The organism is Geobacillus subterraneus, from assembly GCF_001618685.1.
Classification (GTDB): domain Bacteria; phylum Bacillota; class Bacilli; order Bacillales; family Anoxybacillaceae; genus Geobacillus; species Geobacillus subterraneus.
On record NZ_CP014342.1, the window covers coordinates 2678961 to 2696746 of the forward strand.

A 17786-nucleotide genomic window follows, 5' to 3' on the forward strand; every position below is an offset into this window, starting at 1 on the left:
TGTTTCCACGACTACAGAGAACTGGGAGGTGCAACAACGTTTGTGGACAAGAAAAGGCGATTGGCTTGAATGCATCATCCCCGCCCTATGGAGTGGGCTGACCATTGAGCAGCTGCTGAAAGAAGTATGGGCCGCGTCCAAAAAACTCGCCCACCGGTGGCGAATGGAACAGGGAGTCAAACTGAACGGCCAAGCCGTCTCCTGGCAGACGGCGCTTCGCGAACAAGACCGCCTTCAGTTTTACGCATATGAACCGGAGCCGTCACCAATCATTCCGGAATACCGGGAGCTTTCCGTCTTATGGGAAGACGATCATTTGCTCATCTTGAATAAAGAAGCCGGCATCGATATCCACCCGTCTGAGCCGGAGCAGACGGGCACGCTCGCCAATGCGGTCGCCTTTTATTTGCAGGCGCAGGCGATTTTGACCAAGATCCGCCATATTCACCGGCTCGACCGTGATACGTCAGGGGCGATTTTATTTGCCAAACACCCGCTCGCCGGGGCGACACTCGACCGAATGCTTGCCCGCCGTACCGTGAAACGAACGTACATCGCCCTCGTCCACGGCCGCCTGTCGCCGAAAGTCGGAACGATTTCCGCACCGATCGGCCGCGACCGCCATCATCCGACGCGCCGCCGCGTCTCGCGAACCGGGGCGAGAGCAGTGACGCACTATCGCGTGCTCCAAACGTTCCCCGCTGCGTCGCTTGTCGAGCTTACCCTTGACACCGGACGGACGCACCAAATTCGCGTCCATTTGGCCCATCTCGGCCATCCGCTCGTCGGCGACACGCTTTACGGCGGCCAGCCGATATTTCATCGTCATGCGCTGCATGCCGCTAAACTAACGTTCCGCCACCCGTTTACAAATGAGGAAGTCGTCTGCCTCGCACCGACGGACGACTTTCCCGTTCCCCTTCCATCCGTTTACAGCCAAGAACACTGCTAACGTTTCGCGGCACGCCAAAGCAGGCGCCCCCAAGGCAGACGCAAAAAAGGCAGACGTTTCCCCGTCTGCCTTACAAACGCAGCTGCTCTTCTTCAACGTCCGCCGTTTCGCTTTCTTCCTCTCGATCCGGTTCTTTTTTCACCACCTCGAGCGTCTTGACGTGATGACCATCCATCTCTTTGACCGTAAAAAGATAGTTGTCGATTTCCACAGTATCGCCTGTTTTGATGTCATAATGCTTCGTCAACACCCAACCGCCGATTGTATCGACATCGTCATCATCGATTTCAAGCCCTAACAAATCGTTCACTTCGCTAATGAGCACCTTGCCATCCAAAATGAACCGATCGCCAATGTTTTGGATAAGCGGCGTTTCATCGATATCGAACTCATCCTGGATTTCACCGACAATTTCTTCCAAAATATCCTCAACTGTTACCAATCCGGATGTGCCGCCGTACTCGTCGACTAAAATCGCCATATGGATGCGTTCTTTTTGCATTTTGACCAACAAATCGTGAATGGCGATCGATTCAATCACTTGAATAATCGGGCGGATATAGTCTTTGATCTGTTTATCATGGGACGGGTTGGCGATGAAATCCGTAAACACTTCCTTCACGTTAATGAGCCCGAGCACATGGTCCTTATCGCCATCAATGACCGGGTAGCGCGTATACTTTTCCTCCTGGATGATCTCCAGGTTTTCCTTCACGCTTTTGTTAATATCGAGCGCGACAATTTCTTTGCGCGGCACCATAATTTCCTTCGCTATGCGATCGTCAAAGCGGAAAATGTTGTTGACATAGCGATACTCGGATTGATTGATCTCCCCGCTTTTATAGCTTTCCGATAAAATTAGGCGCAACTCTTCCTCGGAATGGGCAATTTCGTGCTCCGCCACCGGCCTGAGGCCAAACAGGCGCGTCACTAATCGGGCTGTGTTATTTAACGACCAAATCACGGGGTACATGATTCTGTAAAACCAAATGAGCGGCTTGGCTGTCCACAGCGTAATCGCTTCTGCTTTATGAATAGCAAATGTTTTCGGCGCCAATTCGCCGACAACAACATGCAAAAACGTGATGAGCGAAAATGAAATAATAAACGCTAAAAAGTGGGAGACGGATTCCGATAAATGGAAACGTTCAAACAGCGGCAGCAACATCCGCGCCACCGTCGGCTCCCCCAACCAGCCAAGGCCAAGCGAAGTGAGGGTAATGCCAAGCTGGTTCGCCGATAAATAGCCATCCAAGTTCGAAATCACTTTTTTCGCCGCGATCGCCCGTTTATTGCCTTCATTGATAAGTTGGTCGATGCGCGTGCTGCGCACCTTGACGATCGCAAATTCCGAAGCGACGAAAAAGGCGGTGCAGGCAATAAGCAGCGCCACTAACAGCAAACTGGCTATGTCCAATTCATCTCCGAGCGCGGATGAAGCGCCCAGGTACACCTCCTGCGTGCAAAAGTTTCGCCATGCCGCCAACGGCGGACAGCCTAAGGCGGCACAACGCATTACGACTCTTCGTTATTGTTCCCTTGGGTAAAGATGAGCACATACTTCAACAGCTCAAATACGGCGATCAATGTCGCGGCCACATACGTCAACGCCGCTGCGCCGAGCACTTTGTTCACGCCGCGAACTTCATCCGGAGCGATAATTCCTTCCGCCAAGATAAACCGTTTCGCCCGGGCGCTCGCATTAAACTCGACCGGCAGCGTGATGACTTGAAACGCCACCGCCAGTGAGAAGAACAAAATGCCGAGACCGATCAATGAAAATTGATGGAGCAAAAACCCAACGAGCAGTAAAAACGGAGCCACGCCGGAAGCCAAATTCACAACCGGGAACATCCGGTGGCGAAGAACGAGCGCCGCATACCCTTGCTGATGCTGAACCGCATGACCGACCTCATGGGCGGCAACGGAAATGGAAGCGATCGAACGCCCGTAAAAGACAGGTTCCGACAAACGAACAGTGCGGGAAATTGGATCGTAATGGTCGGACAATCGTCCCGGAACGACCTCAACCGGCACGTGATGCAAGCCGTGGCGGTCCAAAATCATGCGCGCCACTTCCGCCCCCGTCAACCCCGATGAGGCTGGAACTTCAGACCAGGCATTGAAATTCCTTGATACCTTCCATTGCGCCCAAAGCGATATGAAGAAGGCGATAAAAATGAAAATATCCATCGGATGGAATAGCATCTCAGCACCCTCCGTTTTTCCAATTGTGTATACTATTATTTATTGTACTTGTTCATCATTTCATACGTCAAATATGTCACCTTGGTTTCATTTCTCTTATAGAAAAAACAGCGCCGACGACGGGCGCTGTTTGGCCGATCCTGTTTATCAAAAGTTGAAGTTGTCTGGATCGGCGCCAATCCGTTTATTCAAGTTTAACGCATCAATTTGCTTCATTTCCTCGGCTGTCAACGAAAAATCGAAAAGGTTGGCATTTTCTTTAATACGCGCCGGCGTCACCGATTTCGGGATCGTCACGACGCCGTGCTGCAAATCCCAACGCAACACGACTTGCGCTGGCGTTTTCCCGTATTTTTTGCCAATTTCAACGATTGTCGGTTCGGTTAAAATTTCCCCGCGCATAAGCGGCGACCATGCCTCAAGCTGGATGCCGTTTTCCCGGCAAAACGCCTGCAGCTCTTTTTGCGTTAAGCGCGGATGGTACTCGACTTGGTTGACCATCGGCTTAATTTCGCAGTCAGCCAGCACATCTTGCAAATGGTGAATTTGGAAGTTGCTGACGCCAATTGCACGCACATACCCGTCTTTATATAGCTTTTCAAGCGCCTTGTACGTCTCTTTATATTTCCCTTTCACCGGCCAATGGACTAAGTACAAGTCAACGTAGTCAAAGCCGAGCTTTTTCAAGCTTGTATCAAACGCTTTCAGCGTCGTTTCGTATCCTTGGTCGGTGTTCCATACTTTCGTCGTCACAAATACTTGCTCGCGCGGAATGCCAGATTCCCGGATCGCTTGCCCGACCCCTTCTTCGTTTTCGTAAAAAGCGGCTGTATCGACATGGCGGTAGCCGATCTCGAGCGCGGTGCGCACCGCGCTTCTTACTTCCTCCCCTTCTTTGACTTTATAAACGCCAAGGCCGACCCACGGCATTTGCACACCGTTATGTAATACAGCGCAGTCTTGCAAACTGTTCACTCTTCTTCCCCCTCCAACATCGGTATAGCTTTATTATGGAAAAACGGCCAGGAAAAAGCAAAATATATGCACAAAAAGCGAGGGAACCATTCCCTCTCCTGACCATGGCATCCTTTTTTCAATCACTCAGCGATTTTGGTCATTGATCATTTCCCTTCTTTTTTCATCATCCTCCACCTGTATTTCAAAAGAAATCTACTCGTCATTTTCAACTTAGAGAACAATGAAAGGCAAAAAAAGCGACAAGCGGCTTAAACCGCTATTTCTCCTATTGCACAATAAATGCCATTTACAAACGGTTAAAAATTTTATCAACACTTAACAATTATTTACATTCAATTTATTAACATTTCCCTTTTCCCCCCGTAGAATCATAATTGTGAATTGATTAAAAACGATGGAAGGGATGGTCAGTGATGGATCGCCGTTTATTCTTGAAATATGTAGGAAGCAGTACGGCAGCATTAGTCGCCGCGTCATCCGGCATAGACACATTAACAAGTAAGGCAAGCGCCATGACGGCAAACCATTTAATGAACGGTCAACCGTCAGGAAACGGCAAACCGCTTACGGCACCTTTCAAACCGATCAGCCGCACATGGGAAAACGATTTAGTTCTGCCGAAAGGCTATCGATACAACATTATCGCTTCATATGGGGATATCATTAACTCGAAGGGCGAAAGGTTCGGCGACTCGGCGGATCTTACGGTCTACTTTCCGATCGACAGCCTCGAAGGCGGCAACAACTCCGAAGAAGGACTCATCTGGGTTAACCATGAATTCCCTGAGCCAGAAAACTACATGAAAATACTAGGAATTGACCCGAGTACATTTAACAAGGCGAATCTTTCAAGCTACCCTGAATTGTTAAAAATGGAAAAAGAGGCAGTTGGCGGCTCAGTCATTCACGTAAAAAAAGAAAAAGGCGAATGGCGGTTAGTAAAAAATGACCAATATAACCGACGGATCGATGCGAACACTCCCATTCGATTAACCGGCCCTGCAAGCGGAAGCAAGGCGGTCAAAGGCGCGACAACGGTGACAGGAACGCTCGGAAACTGCAGCGGCGGAAGAACGCTTTGGAATACCGTTCTTTCTTGTGAGGAGAATACATATTACGGCGATGACTACGGATGGCCTGATTTTATTGATGAGCATTATGGCTGGGTGGTGGAAGTCGATCCATTTAACCCGAATGCGCCGATACGGAAGCATACCCCACTGGGACGCTTCGCTCACGAAAATACGGCAATGGGATTAACGAAAGACGGCAGGGTGGTCGTTTATATGGGAGATGACAAAGCCGATGCCTTCTTCTACAAGTTTGTCAGCCAAAAGAAATTCAACCCGAATAACCGCGAGGCCAACTTCGATATTTTAGAAAGCGGAACATTATACGTCGCTGATCTCGGAAAACAAAAATGGATCGCGCTCGATTACGAGACGAATAAAGATTTGCAAAACTATGAAAAAAACGGCAAAAAGTTTTTCACTAGCCAGGCGGATGTGCTGACCTACGCGCGGGAAGCAGGCGCTGCTGTTAAGGCAACACCGCTCGACCGTCCGGAAGATGTCGAAATCCATCCGTATGACGGCAGCGTATTTTTATCTTTAACAAACAATTCGAAGCACGGAAACTTCCATGGCCAAATCATCCGTTTGATCCCTGCGGAAGGTGACCACGGAAGCGAAAGATTCACGTTTGAAGTTTTCATCGCTGGCGGACGCCAAAGCGGCATTACGTGCCCTGACAACCTTCACTTTGACAGCAAAGGGAACCTTTGGGTTGTTGAAGATTTTTATGCGACAGAAGATAACGTGTATGCCGCGTATAAAAACTGCGGGGTGTTCATGATTCCGACCGACGGCAAACAGTACGGGGAGCCGTTCCAGTTTGCGTCCGGTCCGAGAGGGTGCGAAGTCACCGGTCCATGGTTCACTCCCGATGAACGCACGTTATTTTTAGATGTACAGCATCCGGAAACGTGGAATCCTTATCCCGGCCAACGTTTCGGCCGTTCCTGCCTCGTAGCCGTGCAGGGCGGACATTTCAATAAATAAGTGAAATAAATGCACAATGCAACATATGGAAACGGGCTAGCCCGTTTCCATACAAAATAATACATACAAACAGGAGGACGTTGCCATGCTGCAAAATATAGGTATCCCTGGTTTAATCCTCATTCTTGTCATTGCCTTGATCATTTTCGGTCCATCAAAACTGCCCGAAATCGGGCGCGCCTTTGGCACAACGCTGAGAGAATTCAAAAAGTCAGCGCGGGAATTGGTTTCAGATGACGAGTCAAACAAAGAGAGGTTAAATCATAAAGTGGAAAAGACAAGTTAGTTTCCTTGCGAAAGACATCTGTAATTCGTGTTTCATCCTTTGTTGATATAAAGAGGGGAGACGATGAAAAACCAAGAAATGAACTTGATCGGTCATTTGAATGAACTGCGCAAACGCCTCATCATTACACTTGGCGCTTTTACTATTTTGTTAATTGGATCGCTCATTTACGCACCGGCTATGTATCGATGGCTCGTTCAGGACTTGCCACTGAAGCTGGCCGTTCTCGGCCCAAGCGACATTTTGTGGGTCTATTTCGTCTTAGCCGGCGTGATCGCCATTGCCGGGACAATACCAATTGCCGCCCATCAAGCGTGGCTGTTCGTTCGCCCGGCATTGCACGAGCATGAGCAAAGACTGGCATTAGCTTACATTCCGGCTCTTTTCATTCTGTTTGTATTAGGAATATGCTTCGGTTACTTTATCATTTTCCCGTTTGTTTTTCACTTTCTTCTCTCCCTGTCAGGCGAGATGTTTACAACGCTCTTTACGGCGGAACGATACTTTCGGTTTGTCATTCATATGACGGTTCCGTTCGGATTTTTATTCGAACTTCCGGTCATCATCATGTTCTTGACGAGTCTTGGGGTGTTAAATCCGTACCGGCTGCAGCGAATGAGAAAATACGCTTACTTTGTTTTAATTTTAGTTGCAGTGTTTATCACTCCTCCAGATTTGCTTTCAGATATTCTTGTCATCATCCCCCTGCTGTTTCTATATGAGTGCAGTGTTTTACTGTCCAAAATCGTTTATCGCCGGAAATGCAAAGCGAACGAAGAATGGCTAAAAAACGAGATCCGCTCCATCCCTTGAAAAATAAAAAAGACTGCTCCAAAGGCCAACCGCTGCGGCCTTTTGGAGCAGCCCCTTGTTTCTTACTTCGCGATTTTCATATTCCCTTCCGCTAGTTGTTGTTCGGCAGAAGGATGAAACTCATTTTCCATTTTCGAAACGACAACCGTAGCTACTGCGTTGCCGATAATGTTTGTAATCGCCCGCGCCTCAGACATAAAACGGTCGACCCCAAGCAACAAGGCGATGCCTTCGACCGGAATCATCGGAAACGCCGCCAACGTTGCGGCCAGCGTAATAAACCCAGAACCGGTGACCCCCGCCGCCCCTTTCGAGGTGAGCATTAACACTCCGAGCAATGTCAACTCTTGCCAAATACTTAAATCAATGCCGTATGCTTGAGCGATGAAAATGGCCGCCATCGATAAATAAATCGATGTGCCGTCCAAGTTAAACGAGTACCCGGTCGGAACGACAAGGCCAACGACCGACTTCGAGCAGCCGTATTTTTCAAGCCGCTCCATCAGACGCGGCAGAGCTGATTCAGACGAGGACGTACCAAGAACGAGCAACAGTTCCTCTTTAATATAGGCGAGAAACTTAAAGATGTTAAATCCGTAAAACTTGGCAATTCCGCCAAGCACGACGAAAATAAAGAGCGCCATCGTAATGTATACCGATCCCATCAGCTTGCCGAGCGACACGAGCGAGCCGAGACCGAATGTGCCGATCGTATACGCCATCGCGCCAAATGCGGCAATTGGCGACACTTTCATGACCATATTGACTACGCTAAAGAATAGTTCTGCAATCCGTTCGAACAAAGAAAGCACTGGTTTGGCTTTTTCCCCTAAACCGGCTGCCGCCACGCCAAACAGGACGGCGAAGAAGAGCACCGGAAGCAATTCTCCACTGGCCATCGCTGCGACGACGTTATCCGGGATAATACTGAGCACGAAATCGACAAAACCGTGGCTCGTCTCTTCCGCCTGCTTCGTATATTGCGAAATGTCTCCACCTTTGACCGCATCGGTATTGAAACCAACACCCGGTTTGACGAAGTTAACAACGACAATCCCAATCGCTAAAGCAAATGTCGTGACGATCTCGAAATAAAGGAGCGCCTTGCCGCCGATGCGGCCGACCTTTTTCAAGTCGCCCATGTTGCCGATCCCGATCACAACGGTAAAGAAAATAATCGGCGCGATCACCATTTTGATTAACTTAATAAACCCATCGGCTAACACTTTTAACTTAGCGCCGAATTCCGGGAATAAAAACCCGACGATAATCCCTAAAAGAATACCGATAATGACTTGCACGGTTAAATTTTTAAATTTCCCCCGCATTTCTCCCACTCCTTTCATCTCCTTGACAACGCTTTCAGCACTATCATAAAGAAAAATCGATCAAATAAAAATATTATGGTGATAATGGTCGTTTTGGTCTTTTTGTTCTCAAACGTTTACAAAGGCTGCGTCTATCGCCAGAAAAGAGAGGGTGTCCGAAAAGGATCAGGACACCCTCTTTCGCCGCTATATATACGTACTGACTGTTTGTGCTAAACTATATGTTGTTCCGATCTTAAAGGCAGACGACCTTTTGGGTCAGCCTCCTATTCATCGGATTTCTTGATTTCATTCAAAAGTCTAGAACCGAACCGTCTCGTAAATTCCTGATACAGCGGGGCCAATTTCCGTTCCCATCTCCGCTTTTCTGTTTCCGACAGCAAATAAAGATGGACATCCTCACGCCGCTTCAGCTGCTGCAATTCCCGCTCATTTTGCGCCTTTGACTGGCGCAAATTCCATCTTGTCGCCTCGTCCATCGCTTCAGCTATGTTTTGCTGGATCTCTTTCGGCAAACTGTTCCAAAACGACTGGTTCATCATGACTGCATAGCCAAGATAGCCGTGGTTGCTGATTGTAATATACGGCTGAAACTTGTAAAACCCTTTCGAATAAATGTTAGAAATCGTATTTTCCTGGCCGTCAAACTCATGCCGTTCAAGCGCCCGGTATACACGGTCAAATGAGACAGCAACCGGTTCGCCGCCAAGCAGGCGAAACTGCTTGTCGATCACCTCGCTCGGCATAATGCGAAAACGCAACCCACGGAAATCATCAGGCTCGACAAGCGGACGCGTTGTGCCCATCATTTGCTTAAATCCATTGCTCCAAAGCGCCAGCCCTTTGATTCCTTTTTCTTCAAGCATTCCGAGCAGTTCGGCTCCCACTTTTCCGGTGAACACACGGCGCACATCGTTGTCATCGTGAAACAAAAACGGCAAATCGAGCACCTGCCACTCCGGGATGAGTTCTGTCACCTTCGAAAACGACGGGGCGATCATTTGTACATCGCCGCGCAACAGCGCATCAAGCTCCTCTCCATCCGAATAAAGCGAGCCGTTCGCAAACACTTCGACTTTAACGCGGCCGTTTGTCTTTTGTTCGACAAGTTCGGCAAACTTTTGCGCTGCCAGCCCTTTCGGTGTATTTTCCGCAACGACATGGCTAAAGTAAATGATAATTTGTTTTTGCAGCCCCCTTTGTTCATCATCGTATACAATCCGCTCTTGATCAGCTTGGCGGCTGCCGGTCCATGCGGCAAGACCGACACCGATGACAAGAAGGAGCACCCACCATTTCCACTTTCTCCCCATTATTCACCCCATGTTCATCCTTTGTTTTCTTCCTTTTTATCATATCACTAGAATCATGTTAGAATGAATAATAATGAATTTTCCGCATAGTAAAGAGGAGTTCATCGATGAATCGACTGCCGATCCGTTGGAAAATCACGATTTTAATTTTTGTCATCGTCAGCTTTTCGATGCTGCTGAGCGGCGTATTTATCATTAGCGACTTTTTCCATACGAAGGAAGAAGAATTAAGCCAACGCGCCTTGTTGACAGCGCGCACCGTATCCGAACTGCCGGAAGTTAAGCAGCACATTGTCGGGTCAAAGCAAAGCCGAGCGCTCGTGAACCCGATCGTCGAACGGGTGCGTGTCATCCATAGCGCCGATTATATTGTTGTGCTCGACATGAACAAAATTCGCCTCTCCCATCCGCTTCCAGCGATGATTGGTACCGTCTCCCGCGGGGCTGATGAAGGGCCGGCATTCGCGGAACATACGTATACATCGAAAGCGCGCGGAGAAATCGGGACAGTGGTTCGCGCCTTCGTCCCCATCATGAATCGCGATCATGAACAAATTGGCGTTACCATCGCCGCTTACCGACTGCCGACGTTTTGGGAAGCGATTGATACGTTAAAAGAAGAAATCGCCATGGCGGTCGTTTTGTCGCTAGCCGCCGGCGGAAGCGGAGCTTGGCTGCTCGCCTCTCATATTAAGCGGCAAATGTTTGAGCTTGAACCGCATGAAATCGCCAAACTGCTTGTGGAGCGGACAGAGGCGTTTAACGCCATGCACGAAGGCGTCATCGCCATTGACAGCAATGAAAACATCACCATTTTTAATGATCGGGCGAAGCAAATGCTTGGCATCGAAGGGGACGTAATCGGACGCCCGATTCGTTCCGTAATCCCGGATACGTACCTTCCGGAGATCTTGGAAGTGAACAAACCGATTTACAACAAAGAACTACAGCTCGGCAACTTAACGATTTGGAGCAACCGCATCCCGATTAAGGTCAATGGGGAAACGGTTGGCGCGATTGCCATATTCCAAGATCGCACCGAAGTGAAACGGCTGGCTGAGGAATTAACGGGGGTAAAGGCGTTTGTCCACGCCTTGCGTGTGCAAAACCATGAGTACATGAATAAGCTCCATACGATTGCCGGCCTGATCCAGCTCGGTCATGTTGAGAAGGCGCTTGAGTACGTGTTCCAAGTTACGGAAGAACAGGCGGAGCTCACGCAGTTTTTAAGCCGCAACATCAAGGATGAGAGCATTTCCGGACTATTGTTAAGCAAAATCCGCCGCGGCAAGGAGCTCGGCATTCGTGTGACGATCGACCGGCACAGCCGGCTGCACCGCTTCCCGCCGCACCTCGACCATCATGATTTCGTCATTCTCCTTGGCAACCTGATTGAAAACGCCTTCGATGCGTTCCAAGGGATCACCGATCGGGAGAAAGAAATCTACATCAGCATGGAACAAAATGAAGAGATTTGCTCCCTCTCGGTTGAGGACAACGGCCAAGGCATCGCCCGCGAGCATATCGATCGCATTTTTGACGAAGGCTTTTCAACAAAAGGAAAGAACGGACGCGGCATCGGCCTATATTTGGTGAAGCAAATTGTGGAAAAGGGAAACGGCCACATCAGCGTTCAGTCCGAGGAAGGGAAAGGAACCGTATTTACCATTACGTTTGATATGTAACGCCATTGATTCATGCAGCGGCGGCCGCATTCGACGCGCTTCCGCCCTCGAGATAAAGGAGGAAAGGCAATGTATCGTGTATTGCTCATTGAAGATGACCCGATGGTTCAAGAAGTAAACCGGGCAAATGATTGAACAAGTGAACGGTTTCACCGTCGTCGGCCTCGCCGGGAACGGAGAGGAAGGGCTGCGGTTGATCGAGGAACTCCACCCTGATGTAGCGGTCATTGACATTTACATGCCGCAATTAGACGGCCTCGAGACGTTAAAGGAAATTCGCGCCCGTGGGCATGAAGTGGATATTCTGGCCATCACCGCCGCAAGCGACATCGAAACCGTGCGCCGCGTTCTGCAAAACGGCACATTTGACTATATTGTCAAACCGTTCAAATTCGAACGGCTCAAACAGGCGTTAGAAAATTATCGCACCTTCCGTCAATCATTGGCGGAAAAAGAGTCGCTCACCCAAGCGGAGCTTGATGCGCTGCGGCAAACACCGGAGCAGCCGGCCGTCTCACCGGCAGAACTTCCGAAAGGATTAAACGAAGTGACATTGGAAAAAGTGATCGCTTATTTGCGCCAGCACCGTTTCCCCGTCTCCGCTGAAGAAGTGGCCGAGGGGGTCGGCATCGCCCGCGTCACCGCCCGCCGCTATTTAGAGCATCTCGAGAAAAGCGGAAAAGTCGTGCTTGATGTGCAATACGGCGGTGTTGGCCGCCCCGTCAACCGCTATGAGTTGAAACGGCTATAGCCTACCCGGTAGCCCGCACGATCAATCGGGTAGGCAACTCTTCTTGTTTTCGCGGGACATTTCCTGTCTCCAGCCAATGGTGAAGAAGGCGGAATGCTCTTTCTCCGAGCGTAAAATGAGGAAGCGCCACGGTTGTAATGCCCAGCATTTCGGCCAACGGATCATTATCAAATCCAATGATGGCAAGCTCCTCTGGAATACGCACCCCGACGCGCTGCGCGTATAACACGATGCCGGCCGCCACTTGGTCGCTCGTCACAAGCAAAGCGCTCGGCCGCTCCCCCATTGCCATCCATTGCTCGATCACGCGCTTTCCGTCTTCAAGAAATAGACAACCGTCAAAAATCCATTGGCGCTGGGGAGTGACGCCGGCGTCACGCAATACCTCTTCATACGCCGCCGCCCGCGCCTGGCTGTTCGGGCCTGTCCTTCTTCCAATGCAATAGCCAATCCGTCGGTGTCCTTTGTCCAGCAAATAGCGAAGCGCTTTGGCAAACGCTTGGTAGTGGTCGATGTAAACCGTGAAAAAGTCATACCCATCCACTCGTTCACATAAAGCAATCGGTCCCTCTTCTTGATATTCCGCAAAAATCTCCCAGTCCGCTTGATGAGAACAGACGATCAATCCATCCATTTGCTTCATCCGCAACCGCTCTAGCGCCTCGAGCTCTCGCTCAACGTCATAATTCGTCTGAAACAAAAGCAACTGATAACCGTAACGAAGCGCCTCCTTGGAAACCCCTTCGATAATCGCGGAAAAATAAGGGTGATGAATGTACGGGAGCATGACTCCGACGATCGTTGTCCTTCCTTTCGCCAAATGGACAGCTTGAATGTTTTTTGTATAATTGAGCTTCTCAACTGCCTCCCAAACCGCCTTCCGCTTTTCCTCGCTTACATACGGATACCCGTTCAATACCCTTGATACAGTAGCCACCGAGACGCCCGCTTCTTTCGCCAAATCGCGGATGTTCGCCACGTTCCCACCCTTTCCTAAAAAACGCTTGACTTGAAACGCGTTTCATCCATTATGTTGATTTCACCATCTAGTATACAAAAGGAGGGTTCATATGCTTTACGGATTTGCCTTGCTCACTCTGCTCATCGCCATCATTTGGGGAGGTGCACATATCGCCTTGAACGCCAAAAACGAAAGGAATTCAAACAAGCAGAGAAATTAAAGGAAATGAGTCTGTTTGTTTCCACCGTTTCAACTGCTATAATGAATGGTATATGGAAAGCAAGGAGGAATCAAGATGCTTCGATATTGGAAATCGCTTTTCTCCATCGCTGTCACCGCCGCCTTGCTTGCCGGTTGCGGTACAGAGACACCTTTATCAAAAGAGACAGAAGCGAAAGCCAAACAAACGGCAAGTTCAGACGAGAATCCCACCAACACGCAAACAGCAGAGCCAGCAGTTCAAGAAACTCCCCGTGCTGACGAACAAAATCAAGCAGGAGGCGGACAAAGTGGGGCGACAGGGGATGAAGCCGTTTCTTCCCGTCCAACAACTTCCTTGTCTTACCAAATGGGAAATCAAACAGTCACAGGGACAGCAACGTTGACCATAAGTGACAACCAGCATTTCTCGCTTTATGTCCTAGACGGGTGGACGCTCGACGCTGAAGAACCGCATGCTGATGTATTGCTCCATGGGGACACGTTCGCCCGCATCCGCCTTCTTCATAACGAGGAGACAAACTATGAGCAGTTGGCCAAAGAACATGCCCAAGCGGTCGATGCCAATGCCGCCCGTCAGCAAACGGATCAACTTCCAAAACCGTTCGCTGATGCCGTTTGGTACACTGCCCAAGCCGATGGCGTTACCGTTCACGTCATCGCCAGCGCTCACCCAGCGCCGATGCTCTTGACAGTGCACGCTCCTAAAGAACAAGATGTACTTGGCGCTGTGCTTGCCATGGTGGCGACGCTGCAAAAGCAATAACTAATTTGAGGGAGGGCCATCGCCCTCCCTTTCCAAAAAGAAAAACCCCCTTTTTTTCAGCCGTAAGAGGGTCAGACGAGCTGTTTGCTTTCTTCTTTGCGGAAAAACGTTCTCATGGCATGAAATACGTCCGATTTTTGCTTTAGGATATAATAGCGGAATTTCTCATCTTTAATATTGCGGTACGCTGACATGAGCGTGGAATGGCGGTTGTACTGGTTGACTTCCCCGTACCCAAACATGTTCGATACTTTCATCAATTCTTGAACAAGCTTGACGCAGCGGGCATTGTCAGACGTTAAGTTGTCGCCGTCAGAGAAATGGAACGGATAAATGTTGTAGCGTGACGGAGAATATTTTGTTTCAATTAGTTCAAGAGCTTTGCGGTAGGCCGAGGAGCAGATCGTTCCACCGCTTTCCCCTTTGGTGAAAAATTCTTCCTCACTGACAACTTTCGCTTCAGTATGATGGGCAATAAAGGCGATGTCGACCGTCTCATACTTCGTGCGCAAAAAGCGCGTCATCCAGAAGAAAAAGCTGCGCGCCATATATTTTTCCCACATGCCCATCGAACCGCTTGTGTCCATCATCGCCAGGACAACCGCTTTCGATTCCGGTTTGACGACTTCGTTCCACGTTTTAAACTTCAAATCCTCGCGGTAAATCGGATAAAAGCTCGGTTTGCCGCTCATGGCGTTGCGTTTGAACGCCGCGAGCATCGTCCGCTTTTTATCGATGTTCCCCATCAGCCCGGTGCGGCGAATATCATTAAACTCGATGTGCTGGACAACGTTTTGGTCGAGCTCTTTCCGCTTCAAATTAGGAAGCTCCAATTGGCTGAAGAGCGCCTCTTCAATTTCCATTAACGACACTTCGGCTTCGTAATAGTCTTGGCCTGGCAGGTCACCGGCCCCTTGGCCTTTCCCTGGCCCCTGCCCCTCCCCGCTCCCGTCTCTGGCTACCACATCACCGACTTGGCTGTCTCCGTTTCCTTGGCCGACGTGCTTGTTTTTCTCGTAGTTATAGCGAATTTTATACTCATCAAGCGAACGGATCGGAATTTTAATGACGTCACGTCCGTTGGACATAATAATGCTTTCTTCCGTGATTAAATCCGGCAAGTTATTTTTGATCGCTTCTTTTACCTTTTCTTGATGGCGCTTTTGATCGTCATGCCCTTTGCGGTGGAGGGACCAGTCTTCTTTCGATACAACGAAATTCCCCTTCATTTTTTCCCCTCCTTTGTTAAAATGGGTTTCACACTTTTTGCTTTCCCGCATATACTTATGTTGGCGTCATCAAAACGGACCATCACTATGCCAAGTTGTTTATTTTATCCTATGCAAAAATTCAAAATAATTGACAGATGAATGCGGAAAATAGAAAAGTGGGCAAGAGGCGGACAAGCCCAATTGTCGACGTAAAAAAAGCATGCCCCAGCGCTCGAGGCATGCCTAGCGGTTCAACAAGCTGCCGACATAGCGGAGCAATTCATTGGCCGATGTAGAATTGTACCCGTACTCATCGATCAAACGGGCGACGACTTCGTTAATTTTTTTCAGTTGCTGCTCATCGGGAGTTTTCGTTGACGTCGTAATTTTCACGATGTCTTTCAAATCGGCGAACAGCTTTTTCTGGATCGCTTCGCGCAGCCGCTCATGCGAATTGTAATCAAATTTTTGACCTTTGCGAGCGTAGGCGGAGATGCGGATTAAAATTTCTTCGCGGAACGCCTTTTTCGCATTTTCGGAAATGCCGATTTGTTCTTCAATCGAGCGCATCAGCTTCTCATCCGGATTCATTTCCTCGCCGGTGAGCGGGTCGCGCAGTTTCGTTTTGTTGCAATACGCTTCGACGTTGTCCAAATAGTTATCCATCAACGTTTTCGCCGATTCTTCATACGAATATACGAATGCCTTTTGCACCTCTTGCTTGGCGATTTCGTCATACTCTTTGCGCACAAGCGAGATGAAGTTCAAATATCGTTCACGGTCTTCCTTGGAGATGGATGGGTGCTGATCCAACCCTTCCTTCAGTGAACGAAGCACATCGAGCGCGTTGATCGACGGCACTTCTTTCCGGATGATGCAGGCCGAAATGCGGTTGATGACATAACGCGGGTCGATGCCGCTCATTCCTTCGTCCGGATGTTCTTTTTTCAGCTCTTCGACATCAACTTCGTTGAACCCTTCAATCATCTCTCCGTCATACAAGCGCATTTTCTTCAATAAGTCCACATCCGGTCGTTTCGATTCTTTCAGCCGCGTCAAAATCGTAAACATGGCCGCAATGCGCAGCGTGTGCGGGGCAATATGCACGTCAGCGACATCGCTTTCACGAATCATTTTTTCATAAATGCGCTCTTCTTCAGAGACACGCAAGTTGTATGGAATCGGCATCACGATAATGCGTGAGTGGAGCGCTTCATTCTTTTTGTTGGCAATAAACGACCGGTATTCCGTTTCATTCGTATGGGCGACGATCAACTCATCAGCGCTGATCAACGCAAACCGTCCGGCTTTGAAGTTGCCCTCTTGCGTCAACGACAGCAAATGCCAAAGAAATTTTTCATCGCACTTTAACATTTCTTGAAATTCCATAATGCCGCGGTTCGCTTTGTTCAGTTCGCCGTCAAACCGATACGCCCGCGGGTCGGACTCCGAGCCATACTCAGCGATGGTCGAGAAATCGATGCTTCCCGTCAAATCCGCGATATCTTGTGATTTCGGGTCGGACGGGCTGAACGTCCCGATGCCGACGCGCCGATTTTCCGAGAAGAAAATGCGTTCGACCATGACGTCTTCAATTCGGCCGCCATATTCTTTCTCAAGACGCATCATATTGAGCGGAGACAGCTCCCCTTCAATGCGAATGCCGTATTCACGGTAAAAATCGTCACGCAAATGGTGAGGAATGAGGTGGAGTGGATCTTCATGCATCGGGCACCCTTTAATCGCATAAACGGCGCCGCGCTCCGTTTTTGAGTACTCCTCAAGCCCTCGCTTCAGGAGCGTCACCAATGTCGACTTCCCGCCGCCGACCGGTCCCATCAGCAGCAAAATTCGTTTCCGCACATCAAGCCGTTTCGCCGCCGGGTGGAAATATTCTTCAACTAACCGTTCAAGCGCCTCCTCGAGCCCGAACAAGTGCCGGCTGAAAAACTTATACCGCCTTCGCCCATTCACCTCTTCTACTCCGGCATCTTTAATCATATTATAAACGCGCGAATGAGCCGACTGGGCCACCCACGGCTTTTCTTTTAAAATCTCTAAATACTCGGCGAACGTCCCTTCCCATCTCAGCCGTTCTTCCTCTTCCCGGTACCGTGCGATTTTTCTTAAAATATCCATAAAGGACCTCCTCACCCTTGGATGTCTAACAGCAAGATTATTACAATTTATGCGAGGATGTCCCGTATCATTCGCCGCAAAAAAAATTTTGTCTTCGAATAGCCATCGGCAGTCAT

14 protein-coding genes and 1 pseudogene are annotated in these 17786 nt (G+C 49.3%); 7 read left to right on the forward strand and 8 right to left on the reverse strand.

Translation table 11 applies throughout. The features are described from left to right. Positions 1-40: 40 nt before the first annotated feature. Positions 41-952: an RluA family pseudouridine synthase gene (locus GS3922_RS13040; protein WP_063166702.1), complete on the forward strand. Its 912-nt coding sequence runs from the start codon at positions 41-43 to the stop codon at positions 950-952. A 70-nt stretch (positions 953-1022) separates the two neighbouring features. Here the strand turns inward: GS3922_RS13040 and GS3922_RS13045 are convergent, their stop codons facing one another. From GS3922_RS13045 to GS3922_RS13055, 3 genes are all read right to left on the reverse strand, one after another. Further along, positions 1023-2369, reverse strand: a complete 1347-nt coding sequence (locus GS3922_RS13045) for a hemolysin family protein (RefSeq protein ID WP_063167415.1) — start codon at positions 2367-2369, stop codon at positions 1023-1025. A 98-nt stretch (positions 2370-2467) separates the two neighbouring features. After that, positions 2468-3160, reverse strand: coding sequence for a zinc metallopeptidase (locus GS3922_RS13050; protein ID WP_033009347.1), 693 nt, complete (start codon positions 3158-3160; stop codon positions 2468-2470). 147 nt (positions 3161-3307) lie between these two features. Then, complete coding sequence (locus GS3922_RS13055; protein WP_063166703.1) at positions 3308-4135, reverse strand: aldo/keto reductase; 828 nt, start codon at positions 4133-4135, stop codon at positions 3308-3310. Between the two features lie 416 nt (positions 4136-4551). On the opposite strand from GS3922_RS13055, the gene GS3922_RS13060 reads away from it, so the two are divergent. The 3 genes from GS3922_RS13060 to tatC all read left to right on the forward strand — a co-directional run bounded on the left by GS3922_RS13060 (position 4552) and on the right by tatC (position 7297). Then, positions 4552-6198, forward strand: a complete 1647-nt coding sequence (locus GS3922_RS13060) for a PhoX family protein (RefSeq protein WP_063857361.1) — start codon at positions 4552-4554, stop codon at positions 6196-6198. 85 nt (positions 6199-6283) lie between these two features. Continuing rightward, a complete protein-coding gene (locus GS3922_RS13065) occupies positions 6284-6484 on the forward strand; it encodes a twin-arginine translocase TatA/TatE family subunit (RefSeq protein ID WP_063166705.1) in 201 nt (66 codons plus the stop codon). Between the two features lie 63 nt (positions 6485-6547). After that, positions 6548-7297, forward strand: a complete 750-nt coding sequence (tatC, locus tag GS3922_RS13070) for a twin-arginine translocase subunit TatC (protein WP_063166706.1) — start codon at positions 6548-6550, stop codon at positions 7295-7297. 62 nt (positions 7298-7359) lie between these two features. On the opposite strand, the gene GS3922_RS13075 is transcribed toward tatC, so the two are convergent. Both GS3922_RS13075 and GS3922_RS13080 read right to left on the reverse strand, forming a co-directional pair. After that, positions 7360-8625 carry a dicarboxylate/amino acid:cation symporter gene (locus GS3922_RS13075; protein WP_063167416.1) on the reverse strand — a complete coding sequence of 422 codons (1266 nt, stop codon included), beginning with the start codon at positions 8623-8625 and terminating at the stop codon, positions 7360-7362. Positions 8626-8891: 266 nt separating this feature from the next. Continuing rightward, positions 8892-9938, reverse strand: coding sequence for a TRAP transporter substrate-binding protein (locus GS3922_RS13080; RefSeq protein WP_063166707.1), 1047 nt, complete (start codon positions 9936-9938; stop codon positions 8892-8894). A 107-nt stretch (positions 9939-10045) separates the two neighbouring features. On the opposite strand from GS3922_RS13080, the gene GS3922_RS13085 reads away from it, so the two are divergent. Both GS3922_RS13085 and GS3922_RS13090 read left to right on the forward strand, forming a co-directional pair. Beyond that, a complete protein-coding gene (locus GS3922_RS13085) occupies positions 10046-11623 on the forward strand; it encodes an ATP-binding protein (RefSeq protein ID WP_063166708.1) in 1578 nt (525 codons plus the stop codon). Positions 11624-11692: 69 nt separating this feature from the next. Beyond that, a pseudogene (locus GS3922_RS13090) lies at positions 11693-12374 on the forward strand (response regulator). Position 12375: 1 nt separating this feature from the next. Here GS3922_RS13090 and GS3922_RS13095 read toward each other — a convergent pair. Then, on the reverse strand, positions 12376-13353 hold the full coding sequence (locus GS3922_RS13095; protein ID WP_063166709.1) for a LacI family DNA-binding transcriptional regulator: 978 nt from the start codon (positions 13351-13353) through the stop codon (positions 12376-12378). A gap of 277 nt (positions 13354-13630) precedes the next feature. Between GS3922_RS13095 and GS3922_RS13100 the strand changes: the two genes are divergently transcribed. Further along, a complete protein-coding gene (locus tag GS3922_RS13100) occupies positions 13631-14320 on the forward strand; it encodes a hypothetical protein (protein WP_063166710.1) in 690 nt (229 codons plus the stop codon). Between the two features lie 71 nt (positions 14321-14391). Here the strand turns inward: GS3922_RS13100 and yhbH are convergent, their stop codons facing one another. Together yhbH and GS3922_RS13110 are read right to left on the reverse strand one after the other, a co-directional pair. Further along, positions 14392-15549 (reverse strand): sporulation protein YhbH, encoded by a 1158-nt coding sequence (gene yhbH / locus GS3922_RS13105; RefSeq protein WP_063166711.1) that lies wholly within the window; start codon positions 15547-15549, stop codon positions 14392-14394. 225 nt (positions 15550-15774) lie between these two features. Further along, complete coding sequence (locus GS3922_RS13110) at positions 15775-17670, reverse strand: PrkA family serine protein kinase (protein WP_063166712.1); 1896 nt, start codon at positions 17668-17670, stop codon at positions 15775-15777. Between the last annotated feature and the right edge of the window lie 116 nt (positions 17671-17786).

Bases quoted from the DNA above. Each gene is read 5' to 3' on its own strand.
- GS3922_RS13050 (WP_033009347.1), bottom strand. From the start codon at position 3,160: ATGCTATTCCATCCGATGGATATTTTCATTTTTATCGCCTTCTTCATA.
- GS3922_RS13060 (WP_063857361.1), top strand. From the start codon at position 4,552: ATGGATCGCCGTTTATTCTTGAAATATGTAGGAAGCAGTACGGCAGCA.
- GS3922_RS13065 (WP_063166705.1), top strand. From the start codon at position 6,284: ATGCTGCAAAATATAGGTATCCCTGGTTTAATCCTCATTCTTGTCATT.
- tatC (WP_063166706.1), top strand. From the start codon at position 6,548: ATGAAAAACCAAGAAATGAACTTGATCGGTCATTTGAATGAACTGCGC.
- GS3922_RS13075 (WP_063167416.1), bottom strand. From the start codon at position 8,625: ATGCGGGGGAAATTTAAAAATTTAACCGTGCAAGTCATTATCGGTATT.
- GS3922_RS13080 (WP_063166707.1), bottom strand. From the start codon at position 9,938: ATGGGGAGAAAGTGGAAATGGTGGGTGCTCCTTCTTGTCATCGGTGTC.
- GS3922_RS13085 (WP_063166708.1), top strand. From the start codon at position 10,046: ATGAATCGACTGCCGATCCGTTGGAAAATCACGATTTTAATTTTTGTC.
- GS3922_RS13100 (WP_063166710.1), top strand. From the start codon at position 13,631: ATGCTTCGATATTGGAAATCGCTTTTCTCCATCGCTGTCACCGCCGCC.
- yhbH (WP_063166711.1), bottom strand. From the start codon at position 15,549: ATGAAGGGGAATTTCGTTGTATCGAAAGAAGACTGGTCCCTCCACCGC.
- GS3922_RS13110 (WP_063166712.1), bottom strand. From the start codon at position 17,670: ATGGATATTTTAAGAAAAATCGCACGGTACCGGGAAGAGGAAGAACGG.